This window comes from Shewanella sp. W3-18-1 (assembly GCF_000015185.1).
In the GTDB taxonomy this organism is placed as follows: Bacteria; Pseudomonadota; Gammaproteobacteria; order Enterobacterales; family Shewanellaceae; genus Shewanella; species Shewanella putrefaciens.
Map to the genome: position 1 here is coordinate 126,757 of NC_008750.1, position 13,052 is coordinate 139,808.

Annotated in this window: 10 protein-coding genes; 5 read left to right on the forward strand and 5 right to left on the reverse strand. The window is 45.4% G+C overall.

The window, feature by feature from the left end; all coding sequences use genetic code 11:
• Positions 1–202: 202 nt before the first annotated feature.
• Both SPUTW3181_RS00540 and SPUTW3181_RS00545 read left to right on the forward strand, forming a co-directional pair.
• Complete coding sequence (locus SPUTW3181_RS00540; protein ID WP_011787523.1) at positions 203–1,147, forward strand: choice-of-anchor H family protein; 945 nt, start codon at positions 203–205, stop codon at positions 1,145–1,147.
• Positions 1,148–1,228: 81 nt separating this feature from the next.
• Positions 1,229–1,702, forward strand: coding sequence for a peroxiredoxin (locus tag SPUTW3181_RS00545; RefSeq protein WP_011787524.1), 474 nt, complete (start codon positions 1,229–1,231; stop codon positions 1,700–1,702).
• An 80-nt stretch (positions 1,703–1,782) separates the two neighbouring features.
• Here SPUTW3181_RS00545 and SPUTW3181_RS00550 read toward each other — a convergent pair whose 3' ends face one another.
• The 3 genes from SPUTW3181_RS00550 to ompR form a co-directional block, all read right to left on the reverse strand.
• Positions 1,783–3,765, reverse strand: a complete 1,983-nt coding sequence (locus SPUTW3181_RS00550; RefSeq protein ID WP_011787525.1) for a methyl-accepting chemotaxis protein — start codon at positions 3,763–3,765, stop codon at positions 1,783–1,785.
• A 128-nt stretch (positions 3,766–3,893) separates the two neighbouring features.
• Positions 3,894–5,210 carry a two-component system sensor histidine kinase EnvZ gene (gene envZ, locus SPUTW3181_RS00555; RefSeq protein ID WP_011787526.1) on the reverse strand — a complete coding sequence of 439 codons (1,317 nt, stop codon included), beginning with the start codon at positions 5,208–5,210 and terminating at the stop codon, positions 3,894–3,896.
• 42 nt (positions 5,211–5,252) lie between these two features.
• Positions 5,253–5,978: a two-component system response regulator OmpR gene (gene ompR, locus SPUTW3181_RS00560; RefSeq protein WP_011787527.1), complete on the reverse strand. Its 726-nt coding sequence runs from the start codon at positions 5,976–5,978 to the stop codon at positions 5,253–5,255.
• 376 nt (positions 5,979–6,354) lie between these two features.
• On the opposite strand from ompR, the gene greB reads away from it, so the two are divergent.
• From greB to SPUTW3181_RS00575, 3 genes are all read left to right on the forward strand, one after another.
• A complete protein-coding gene (greB, locus tag SPUTW3181_RS00565) occupies positions 6,355–6,858 on the forward strand; it encodes a transcription elongation factor GreB (protein WP_011787528.1) in 504 nt (167 codons plus the stop codon).
• A 159-nt stretch (positions 6,859–7,017) separates the two neighbouring features.
• Positions 7,018–9,387 (forward strand): Tex family protein, encoded by a 2,370-nt coding sequence (locus SPUTW3181_RS00570; RefSeq protein ID WP_041408289.1) that lies wholly within the window; start codon positions 7,018–7,020, stop codon positions 9,385–9,387.
• A gap of 216 nt (positions 9,388–9,603) precedes the next feature.
• Complete coding sequence (locus tag SPUTW3181_RS00575) at positions 9,604–11,568, forward strand: LTA synthase family protein (protein WP_011787530.1); 1,965 nt, start codon at positions 9,604–9,606, stop codon at positions 11,566–11,568.
• 63 nt (positions 11,569–11,631) lie between these two features.
• Here the strand turns inward: SPUTW3181_RS00575 and SPUTW3181_RS00580 are convergent, their stop codons facing one another.
• Both SPUTW3181_RS00580 and bioH read right to left on the reverse strand, forming a co-directional pair.
• Entirely contained in the window at positions 11,632–12,189 is a 558-nt protein-coding gene (locus SPUTW3181_RS00580) for a hypothetical protein (protein WP_011787531.1), read from the reverse strand.
• A 61-nt stretch (positions 12,190–12,250) separates the two neighbouring features.
• Positions 12,251–13,045, reverse strand: coding sequence for a pimeloyl-ACP methyl ester esterase BioH (gene bioH / locus SPUTW3181_RS00585; protein ID WP_014609573.1), 795 nt, complete (start codon positions 13,043–13,045; stop codon positions 12,251–12,253).
• Between the last annotated feature and the right edge of the window lie 7 nt (positions 13,046–13,052).

Sequence of the window (13,052 nt, forward strand, 5' to 3'; positions counted from 1 at the left end):
GGTGGGTTCAGTTTAGACAGTGTTATCCATGGCAGATGAATTGGGGCTGAACATATTAGTAAGCCACCTTTTAGCTACATTTAGGCATTTTGTGATTACTGTGGCTGTGGTCGACATCTTGCTATCGAATGTTCAGCTTATGTTCACTTTCATTGCACTTTAATGTCTCCAATTTGAACGGATTATCCATGGGGTCTTCAAGATGAACATACTTAACAGGCAAATAGTGGCAACAGGATCCAGAACAAGTTTATTTAAGCTAACAGCAATGACTTTACTGTTTTTGGGATCTGTTAACGTCCATGCGCAATCCCGTGATGGTGAGTCGTTAATGCCTATAGCGCCCTTTTCTGCTGCAAGTATTGGTATTGCTAAAAAAGCCGATGATGCAGAGCAAGCGGCATTTCAGGAGCAGCAAGCCTTAGCGTTACTGCAACAGGCTGCTCCCGCGAACAATGTAGGAGATGCTGCCGCCGCGGTGGTTAAATCGCTTGCACCCAGTTTATCGTCAAAGGCTGGAACGACAAAAAAAGTACAGCTTGTTGGCGCAAAACCTATGACGCGTGACCAAGTGATAGCCCAGTATGAGAGTCAATCTATCCCCCGTTCAAGCGCCGAGACTGAGAATCCCTATCGCTCGCCTGTGTACCATAGCTTTTCGATTTTTGATGCCAGTAGTCGTTTGTTCGAAGATTTTGACTATGATGGTTTTTATCAAACCTTTAGTGTGACCTTTGATGTGGATGTTTACGGTAGTTATCTTAATGAAAGAGCCGATCTATTTGCGGAGCTCTATCTTAGTCGTAATGGTGGCCCTTGGGTGCGGTACTACACCACAGATGTATTTACTATTTATGGCGATTCAACTCTGGATGATTATGAAGTGTTGACGACGCTTTATACGGGCTATGCAACGGATCACTACGATGTGTTAATTGATGTTTATGAGGTAGGTTACAGCGATATCGTTGCAACTATTAGTGCCGACGAGATAGATAGTCTGTATGCACTACCGCTGGAAAGTAGCGATCGAGACAGGGGGCCAGACATTATCGTTGTCGAAGAAAGTGGTGGCGCTGTTTCTGGATATATCCTGTTATTCATAGGCTTATGTGGTGCGCTACGGATGAGTCGAGGTCGAACATAATCACTCCTTCTTTATCTCGGTATTTATCTTAGGTAAATAGGGCTAGTATGGGTAAGCTATTTTAACTAAAGGAAGAGACAAATGATTGCTCAAGGTCAAGCATTACCCGCAGGTACGTTAAGCCAACAGACTAAAGATGGCACGGTAAATCACAAAGTTACCGAACTGTTCGCGGGGAAAAAAGTCGTACTGTTTGCCGTGCCTGGTGCGTTTACTCCAACGTGTTCTGAAGCGCATTTACCTGGCTATGTGGTATTAGCCGATCAATTTAAAGCTAAGGACGTGGATTTGATTGCCTGTGTTGCTGTAAACGATGCCTTTGTGATGAAAGCGTGGGGCGAGGCTCAAAATGCCTCTGAATTAATGATGTTAGCCGATGGCGATGCCAGCTTTACTAAAGCTTTAGGGCTAGAGATGGATACAGCGGGTTTCGGCGGTATACGTTCGCAGCGTTATGCCATGATCATCGATAATGGCGTAGTAACATTGCTAAATGTTGAAGCACCGAAGTCATTTGAAGTGAGTAAAGCCGAAGTGGTTTTAGCAGCGCTGTAAGCTAGGTATTGATACTTAGTATCTATACTTAACTGGTTAAAGAGTCAAAAGGGAGCCTAATCTAGGCTCCCTTTTTATATTTAAGCGGCTCGCAAATGGGGTGGTGCTTTAGTTTTATTGGCTATTCCTAGGCTAGTCTCAATATCTTCTACACTCTGCTGTACTTCTTGGGCGATGACGTCACTCTGTTGTGAACTGGTCTGCGCCTGTTGCCTTAAATTATCCATAGTACGTACAAATTCATCGAGATAATCGACTTGCTCTTTGGCATTGAGCGAGCCTTGTTTGGCGGTATTAGCCATTTCACTGGCTTGGTTTTGTACTGTTTGCGCCACTTGCCACAGGCTCTGAGCCCGCAGTTTTTGGCTGCTGGTGGCCTGCGCTATGCCATTGACACTCTCACTGAGCGCATGATTCGATTGGGTCAGTTGCTGCAGAATCTTCACGATTTCGTTCAAGGATGTTTGAGTGCGTTGGCTTAAATTACGTACTTCGTCGGCGACGACGGCAAAACCGCGGCCTTGTTCACCCGCCCTTGCCGCTTCAATGGCAGCATTAAGGGCGAGTAAATTAGTTTGTTCAGCAATATTACTAATCACATCAATGATTTTTGATACATCAGTGACAGAGGTATTTAAACTTTCGAGGGAGGCATGGCATAGCCCGACCGCAGTTTGAGTCTGCTCGGTTGCACTGAGTACCGCTTCAGCTTCAGTTTGGCTCGATTGCATTTGGCGCATTGTTTCTGCGGCGCTATTTTCCACGAGTGCTGAGGTATGGCTGACTTCATTGGCGAGGCTGCGGATATGTTCAGTTTGTGTTTGAGTTTCTGTCACTATCGTCTGTGTATTTTCGGTATGCACAGAGAGTTGGTTGATCCGTGCCACCAGTTGACGCAAGGACTGTGAAACTTTAGTTATCTGCTGGCGTTGTGTTTCATCTTCCAATTCAAAGCGTTGTAATAATTGATTAAAGTGTCCCGCGATTTGCCCTGTTTCACAACGTCTATTGATATCTAATCTCTCACGACTGTTCGCTTCGCTTAATTTCATAAAGGCTTGATTAAGGCGTTTAAGCGGTTTCACAACGCGATTTTGTTGCAGGATTAAATAGCCTATGGCGAATAGTGCCATGATGGACACCATGGTATAGAGGATCAGTTGTAGCTCAGATTTGAGTTGCTGATTTTTTGCGGCTTGGGCATCACCTAGAGCGATAAGCTGTTGTTCCACTTTGCTAATGGCTTGGATAAGCTGTTCCTGCATTTCTTGATTGGTTTGCAGTTGTTGGTGGGTGTTGGCGACTTCTTTACTGTACCTATTGCTCAGGCTTAATAGCTCACTGCGGTCATTCTCACCGATTTCAATTTGTTCTGGCTCGCTACCACCAAGGGCAAATTCATCGGCTTCTTGAATTTCATATATGCCAATCAATGGCAGAGCATTTAGGGTCTCCCGCCAAGTATCCAGCTCTTTTATTGTGCTATCCAAAATTCCCTTTAGTTTCTGATTTTTCCCGATCAAATAACCTTCGGTAAGTTGGGAGAGTTCATACACAATTGAAGGTAAATCACGGCTAAGTTGCAGATATTGCTCGGCGACAAGGGCATTAATTGTTGCTCCTTTATCTGCATACTGGCTCAGGCGGCGGTTGTACCCCATCATTTCTGATTCCGCATGGGCAAGCAATTTCCGAGGATCTCCCGCGAGTTTGCCTGCGGCGAGGTACTTAGTCTCTAAATCTTGGATGAAGCTGCTTAAGCCTATCTGCAACTCATTATCTGTCGCCCCCACAGTGGCGAGATTTAACTGCGCGAGCTGATCCTTAATGGTGATGAGTTTGGTTTTGGCTTGCTCAAGTTGACCGGCATTACCAGTGACTAAATAGCCATCGAGATCGCGGCGGACACCGACAAGGAAATCCTGTTGAATGTTTTGTAGTGAATGAGTTTGTTGCTCAATTTGCTGTCTCTGAGTGCTGCTCCATAGCACTACTGCCGCTAATAATCCCGCGAGTAATAGCAATAGGGCAGAGGCAGAAAGTGATAGCGTTGAAATTTTCATATTGCAATCTTCATAATGGTCAGAGCCAGTTAACTGCCCTGAGTTTATGAATTTAACGTGACACAAATATTACAGAAGCTGAGTTGAATACCTACATTGTCATTTGATCTGCTGATATGTGACGTAGGTTATTCCAGTGGTAACCAAACCTGTGCCTTTAATCCTCCTTCCTTGCGGTTTGAGAGTGTTATTTGCCCTTGGTGACGGTCAATAATTCGTTTAATAATGGCAAGCCCGAGGCCTGATCCCACACTGCCGCGAGCGATATCTCCTTGAGTAAATGGTTGAAATAGCTTCTGTATTTGTGATTCATCAATCCCTGGGCCATTATCTTCAACACTAAAACCGATTCGCTTTCCATCGTATTGTGAGCTAATGCGTATCCAGCCAGATCCATAGCGGAAGGCGTTTTCGACTAAGTTGCTCAGTACTCGTTTAATGGCGATAGCTTGGAATAGTGTCTCAGGGCAATCGGTCAGGACCATTTCAATTTCACCAGCACGATTTGCTTCGGCTTGGACAATATCTTGGATAAGTTTATTGATTTGGGCTAACTCGCGGTTGGCTTCCTGATCTTGACGTATATAAGCAATAAATTGGCTGATAATGGCATCCATATCTTCAATATCGTTGACGATACCGTCTTTAAGATATTGGTCTTCTTCAACCATCATTTCCGAAGCGAGACGAATTCGCGTGAGTGGAGTACGCAAGTCATGGGAAATGCCCGCCATCAACAGCGCCCTGTCTTGCTCCAATTGCTTCATGCTGTGTGCCATCTGATTGAAGGCATTGGTCACTTCGACAATTTCACTTGAGCCTTTGAGCGGCAAGGGATCGGGGAATTCACCGCGGGAGACCGAAATGGCCGCTTTTTGTAGCCGCCGAAGAGGGCGATTTTGTTGGCGGGCAAACCACCAACCACCGGCCACGCTAAGCGCACCAATCACGATTAGATACAGAGTCAGTGGTGAAAGATCCGATACATTTTGACCAATCAATGGCACTTTAATCCATACCGAAGGTGCCTGTGGCGGTCGAATCCAAATCTGCAGTACGCTGCCGTGGGTTACTCTAACCTCCGCTTCGCCACCAAGATATTCCGACATCTGTGACGACCAGAAGCCATAATAAGTTGCTTGCTCAATACCAGCTTCACGGGCCTGTTGTTGGTTGTAAATCTTCATTCCATCATCATGGACTTTAGCATTGAGTGCATCGACTATCGTTAAATGTTCGCGGCCGATATCAATGCCATCCACAAACAGCAGTTTGACTTGACGGGCAATCAGTTGATTAATTTGCTGGTAACTGGGTTTGAGTACATAAACAGCAACGGTAACGTAAGACACCAGCTGATTGATCAGTAATAAGCAACCAATCAGCATCACGGTTTGGCTAAACGCGCTACGTGGTAGAAATCGCTGCCACAACTTACGTTTCATAGTCGTGCCAATAAGGGGACAAAATTAAGCACGCAACGCACTTCATCGACGCGCCGCACCATCGGGCACAAACACATAACCTAGGCCCCAAACTGTTTGAATATAACGAGGATTGGCAGGATCTTTCTCAATTAAACGGCGAAGACGCGACACTTGAACGTCAATAGAACGCTCTAATGCGGAATAATCGCGGCCGCGTGCAAGGTTCATCAGCTTATCCCGAGACAAAGGTTCGCGGGGATGGGTGACTAACACCTTAAGCACGGCAAACTCACCGCTGGTGAGCGCAATCGCTTCATCACCGTGGTACATCTCGCGGGTGGCGAGATCCAGTGAGAATTCACCAAAACTGATTTCGGCTTCTTGTTGTGCTGGTGCGCCAGGCACTTCTAAGGTTTGGCGGCGCATCACGGCTTTAATTCGGGCGAGTAATTCCCGTGGATTAAAAGGCTTTGGCAGGTAATCATCGGCACCTAACTCAAGGCCAATAATACGATCCACTTCGTCACCTTTAGCGGTGAGCATCACAATTGGAATGAGGCTACCCTGTTGACGTAAGCGTCGACAAATCGATAAACCATCTTCGCCGGGTAACATTAAATCGAGCACTAAAAGATGGAAATTTTCCCGCTCTAATAGGCGATCCATCTGCTCGGCATTGGCCGCACTGCGTACCTGATAGCCTTGCTCCATCAGGTAACGCTCGAGTAACGCTCTTAGGCGCATATCATCATCGACGACGAGGATTTTCGAGGTTTCTTGTCCCATGGGGTATCCTTTAATTGCTCGGATTAATGCTTTATTCTTGCTGCCTTGATGCAGTAAAGAGTAACTGGCTGAAATTGAAAACGAATCTGCCTAATATAGCCGCATTCAGCCTAAGCGACTAGCGCATCATATTGGCTGATATGCGATTAATGCTGAAATTTTCCGTTCAATGTTAATACTAAGCAAATGAAAATGCATGATAATCATGGCATTTATTCACTATCGGTATGAAATTGTAACTAAATTGGCATTGTAGCCTCGGAAGTGTCGGAATGCTTTTCTGTAGGTGGTTAACTTTAGCTGTTAGTCTGAGTATCATCTGTCCATATTTGCCCTTATCAATTGCGGCAGTTTTATTTAATTATCGAGTCAGAACATGAAAGCGCATTTGATCACCCGCCAAGGTTGGTTAGCCTTAGATAAAGAATTGAAATATTTGTGGAAAGAATATCGGCCGCAGATCACTCTTAAAGTCCAAGAGGCCGCGGCACAGGGCGATCGAAGTGAGAACGCGGATTATACTTATAACAAGCGTTTGTTAAGACAAATTGATAGCCGTGTCAGATACTTAGTTAAGCGATTAGAAGAGTTAAAGATTGTCGACTATTCGCCGCAGCAGGAAGGTAAAATTTACTTTGGCGCTTGGTTTGAGCTTGAAAACGACGCGGGCGAGCGGGTGCGTTATCGGATCGTCGGTAAAGATGAGCTCGATACTAAACTGGGTTATATCACTATCGACTCGCCTATGGCGCGCGCTTTAATTGGCAAGCAAGTAGATGATGAAGTCGTTGTGCAAACACCATCTGGCCCAAAAGAGTGGTATATCAATGAGATCCGTTATACACCATTTGAAAATCCTTCGGCCAGCGTAACGGATTAACCCTCGATGGTTATATGTAGGATGGCTTAGGTGTCCGATTATCATTGCGCAGAAGATCAAACTCTGTGATTTGATGCTGGCTTTAGCATGAAATTGATCATGCGCCTGTGGTATCGTGGGCGCAATTACGACTCATCCGTTAAACACGATATTTTATTTATGCAAACGACTTCCCAAACCATTGCACATAACATCGCTCAAATCATTGCCCAAGAACTGAATGTTCGTGAGCAGCAAGTTACCGCGACCATAGCATTGCTCGACGATGGGGCTACCGTTCCTTTTGTGGCGCGCTACCGTAAAGAAGCTACCGGTGGCTTAGATGATACCCAATTACGTACCCTACATAGTCGTTTAGCCTATCTGCGAGAGTTGAACGATAGACGCCAAGTGATTTTGTCCAGTATTCAGGCTCAAGGTAAATTAACCGCAGAGCTGCAATTTGCTATTGATAGTGCCGACAGTAAGACTCGCCTCGAAGATCTCTATTTACCCTTCAAACCTAAGCGCCGTACTAAAGGGCAAATCGCCATTGAAGCGGGTCTTGAACCATTAGCCGATGCACTGCTTGCGGATCGCAATGCCGATACCGAAGCGCTGGCTGCGGATTATATCAATGAAAATGCTGGTTTTGCCGATACTAAAGCCGTGCTCGAAGGTGCCCGTTATATTTTGATGGAACGCTATGCCGAAGATGCGGAACTATTGCGCAAAGTGCGTGAGCATTTAAGCCAAAACAGCGTATTAGAAAGCCGTGTGATCGCGGGTAAAGAAAAAGAGGGCGCTAAGTTCCGTGACTATTTCGAGCACAATGAGTTGTTATCTAAAGTGCCGTCACACCGCGCTTTAGCTATGTTACGTGGTCGCAATGAAGGCTTTTTATCCTTATCAATGAATGCCGACCCTAATGCACAAGCAGGTCAAGGCAGTTACTGTGAAGTGATTATTGCTGACCACTTAGGCCTAAAACTGGGTGATAGCAGTGTTGACCAATGGTTAAAAACCGTAGTGACGGCAACATGGCGCATCAAGATAGCCCTGCAAATGGAGACCGAGTTTATTTCGCAAATGCGTGAACGTGCTGAAGCCGAAGCCATTAAGGTCTTTGCCCGTAACTTGGGCGATTTACTGATGGCGGCCCCCGCTGGTGCAAAAGCCACCATGGGACTCGATCCTGGTTTACGTACTGGTGTTAAAGTGGCTGTGGTGGATAATACGGGTAAGCTCCTTAGCCATGCGACAATTTTCCCCCATGCACCGCAAAATTTATGGGAAAAATCGATTCGTACTTTAGCCAACCTTGTGAATATGCATAAGGTTGAACTGATCGCAATTGGTAACGGTACCGCCTCCCGCGAAACCGACAAACTTGCCGCTGAATTAATTGCCAGCCTTACGGACACTCATCCACATTTAACTAAGGTGATGGTTAGTGAAGCGGGTGCCTCGGTTTATTCTGCTTCAGAATTAGCGGCGCTAGAATTTCCTGAACTCGATGTCTCTATTCGCGGCGCAGTTTCTATCGCCCGCCGTCTGCAAGATCCTCTGGCTGAGTTAGTGAAAATTGAGCCTAAGTCTATCGGAGTCGGTCAATATCAGCATGATGTTAGTCAAAGCCAATTATCTAGCTCGCTTGAAGCCGTAGTCGAAGACTGTGTAAACGGTGTGGGTGTTGATTTGAATATGGCCTCAGTGCCGTTATTGTCGCAAGTCGCTGGTTTAAATAAGACCTTAGCGAAAAATGTGGTCGATTACCGTGATGCCAATGGTCAGTTTAAAAACCGTAAAGAGCTACTTAAAGTGCCTCGTTTAGGGCCAAAGGCTTATGAGCAAGCCGCGGGTTTTTTACGTATTCGTGAAGGAGATAATCCGCTCGATATGTCTGCCGTGCATCCAGAAGCTTATTCGCTGGTGGAAACCATAGCCAAAGCTAAACAGGTTGAATTAGCGAGTCTTATTGGTAACTCAGAACTGTTACGAACGATTAATGCACAGGAGTTTATCACGCCGGAATTTGGTCTCCCTACCGTGACCGATATTTTAGCCGAGCTGGATAAACCGGGACGCGATCCCCGCGGTGAGTTTAAAACCGCTAAGTTTAAAGAGGGGATTGAAGAACTTAAGCATCTCAAACCCGAAATGATCCTCGAAGGTGTAGTGACGAACGTGACTAACTTTGGTGCCTTTGTCGATATCGGTGTGCATCAAGACGGTTTAGTCCATATTTCTTCATTGACCGACAAATTTATCAGCGATCCCCACACAGTGGTGAAAGCGGGTGATGTGGTGAAGGTTAAAGTGATGGAAGTGGACGTTGAGCGCCGTCGTATTGGTTTGAGTATGCGTTTGGACGAGGCGATTGATCAAAACAATGCTCAGGTTAAGCATTCATCGCAAACCAAAGCCAATCACAAATTGACTTCGTCAGGTAAAACCGCTCGCCCAGCTCAAAAGCCCGCGCCGAAAGCGCCCGCGAATGCGGCTATGGGTAACGCTTTTGCCGATGCTTTCGCTAAACTGAAAAAGTAAACCTCGCTGACTCAGACTCGGACAATCCTGTGTCCGAGTCGACACTTTCCATCTATTATTTACAAAACTGTTGCAAAATTGTGTCATTAAAGAATATAAAGTCGACGCTTAATGCAACCTTAAGAAAAGTCGGGTGTCATACAAGCACTTCTTTATTGATTTTTCTCAAATAGACACTCCAAAGCAGAGTGGACATTGATTGTTTTGGGGTAATAGATGTTGTCAGTTTTATCTGCTCGCGGACGTGGTCACGCCTACGGGCCTTTTCACGCCATCCTTATTTTCTGCCTATTGGTGTTGTTCGTTACTACCGTTAGCCGTATTTGTTTAGGCCTATGGCAAGCTGAACGCGTGGTGGCTGTCGAAGGCTGGTCACACCTTCTATTACAAGGGCTACGTGTTGATATTGCTACTTTGTGCTGGTTGTGGGGTATAGCTGCACTTGGTACCGCTTTGTTTTCTGGAGATCATTTTGTTGGCCGTTTATGGCAACCCATTTTACGGATATGGCTAACTTTTGGGCTATGGGTCATTGTATTTTTAGAAATATCAACGCCAACTTTCATCGAAGAATATGGTATTCGTCCTAATCGCTTGTATGTGGAGTATTTGATTTATCCCAAAGAAGTGCTTTCTATGCTGTGGGCAGGTCGAAAAGTTGAACTGATTTTCTCCGTGATCGTTAGCATGGCAACACTTTGGGGAGGATGGGTGTTAAGTGGCAAGCTAACAAGCTATTTACGCTTTCCTGGTTGGTATTGGCGTCCTGTGTTAGCTGTCGTTGTGGTGGTTTTAGCTTTTCTTGGTGCTCGCTCAACATTAGGCCATCGACCACTTAATCCTGCTATGGTGGCTTTTGCCGATGATCCACTGGTGAATTCACTTGTCACTAACTCATCCTATTCCTTAGTTTTTGCCATCAAGCAAATGGGAAACGAAGAAGATGCAGCGGAAGTTTATGGTGATTTAAATGATGCTGAGATTATCGCGACGATAAGACAAGAGAGTGGTCGTCCAGCAAGTGCGTTTACATCAACAGATGTGCCTTCACTTAGCTTTAACCAAGCCAGTTATACTGGTAAACCAAAGAACCTAGTTATCCTATTGCAAGAAAGTTTAGGTGCACGATTTGTAGGCAGTTTGGGTGGTTTACCACTGACACCAAATATCGATGCTTTATCTCAAGAAGGTTGGTATTTTGATCATTTATATGCCACAGGTACACGTTCAGTCCGTGGAATCGAGGCGGTAACAACGGGGTTTACGCCGACACCTGCACGGGCTGTGGTTAAGCTAGGGAAGAGTCAAACAGGTTTTTTCTCTATCGCTGAACTTCTTAAAAACCATGGTTATACAACGCAGTTTATCTATGGTGGTGAGAGCCATTTCGATAATATGCGTAGCTTTTTTTTAGGTAATGGCTTTAGCGATATCATAGAGCAAAAGGATTATAAGTCGCCTGCTTTTGTGGGGTCTTGGGGTGTTTCAGATGAAGATCTTATGCGTAAGGCAAACAGTGAGTTTGAACGGCTACATAATGAAGGTAAGCCATTCTTTAGTTTAGTGTTCAGTTCAACGAACCATGACCCATTCGAATTCCCTGATGATCGTATCGAACTCTATGAACAACCAAAGCAGACTCGAAATAACGCCGCCAAATATGCAGACTATGCCATTGGTGAGTTTTTCAAGCTTGCCAAGAATGCTGCATATTGGAAGGATACGATTTTTATCGTGGTTGCCGATCATGATAGTCGAGTCGTAGGTGCTGATCTCGTACCTGTTTCGCGTTTTCGTATTCCTGGGTTGATTATAGGGGATGGTGTTACACCAAAACGTGATCATCGAATCGTGAGTCAAATTGATTTGCCACCAACACTGTTGTCTTTGATGGGTATTTCAGATTCATACCCCATGCTTGGTCGTGATTTAACCAAAGTCAGTGATGATTGGGCTGGGCGAGCTTTGATGCAATACGATAAAAACTTTGCACTGATGGAAGGAAAAGATGTCGTCATTTTGCAACCAGAAAAAGCTGCGCAAGGTTTTCAATATAATCAGAAAACGGAGCAATTAACGCCCTATATTCCCGCAGCTAAAATGCTTGAGAAAAAAGCCTTAAGCTGGGCACTGTGGGGTAGTTTAGCTTATCAGCAAGAGCTGTATCGGTTACCAAAATAAGGTTTATTCTTAATGAAAAATGCCGCAACTTCGCGGCATTTTTGTTGGACGAAATGGTAGACATTAAATCCAAGTTGACATGGCAGATTCAGGCTCTGGTCGAGTCTGTTGCTCATAAAATTGACTAATACGTTGTCCAACTTGTTGATAAAACTGCATAGATTCGCCCTGAATCGACGGCTGAGTCGTGCTCGTATTATTGTTTTTAGGGCGAGTATTTATATGAGTAGTATCCCCTTGAGCGACTTTTAAGCGTATGTCCTTACGCTGCAATGCTGCTTGACCTCGAGTCGCTATCTTTACTAATTTTGATTGCACTCGTTCAGCCATGACAACAGGGGCTTTTTTCTCTTGTTGTTGCTGGTTTTGCTGCTGAGATGATTGCTGTTGCTGCTGTTTATCTTGAACTTGTTGCTGATTATGCTCAAGCAGTCGTGCCTGTTGCTGAGCTTGATCCGCTGTACGTTCATTCTGTGGATTAAAGGCGCGTTCTTCGTGCGCTTTCGTTGCCTGTTGGGGAGGAATGACCACAGGCTTGAGTTGGTTGTCGACCCGAGCTAAGTCCGTCGCGACATTGCTGGTCGCTAGCGGCACTTGTGGGTAATTACTGACAACTAACATGGAAAATTCCTTGAAGCACTAATGGTTAAATACTAGCCACTAATTGCTTAAAGATAAAGCATCAGCGGGTGTGTATTGCTAACCAAGGCAAAAATACTTGTAAAAAATCGTCGCGATGCGAAAAGAAGGGAGCATGCGAAGCTTTGGCTAGCATCGCATCTTCAATTTGGTCACCTGTTGGCATTTGGGGTTGTACACGTTTTGGCACTAAACCATCGAGTCGCCCCCACACCCTAAGCCAAGGTTGTTGAAGTGCTGAAAGTTGTGGCCTTAAGTCTACTTTGGTCAGCATACTCAGGCCTTGGCTTAGGGCTTTGGTATCTGGCAAAGGGCGGGAAAGCACAAGATCGCGTAGTTGTTTAATGTCTTCTTTCGCAGTTTCACTGCCCATAGCCTGAATAGCGAGAAAACGTTCTATGGTACGAGGGAGATTTTGCCCAAGTTGCTCACTAAACTGACTTAGCACATGAGGTGGAATACCTGGCCAAGCCTTATCTTCCCTTGCCATAAAGCAGGGGGACGATGCGATAGTGATAAGTCCTTTAATATATGAGGGATAGCTTAATGCGGCTTGCGTGGCGACTAAGCCGCCTAATGACCAACCTGCCCAAATAGCATTTGCTGGCAGAGATTGCACCAATATATCAACCCAAGCACCTATGTCACCTTCAACAGATTGGCTCAATCCAAAGCCCGGCAAGTCGACATAGTGCACCCTATACTGAGAGAGTGACTCATATAATGGGGTAAACACAGTGCTATTCACTCCCCAACCATGAAGCATGACCAGATCTGGCCCTTTGCCTCTGGTTTCAATATGCAAATTTACTGGGTTTGTGGGAATCACTTGGCTCACTTGAGTG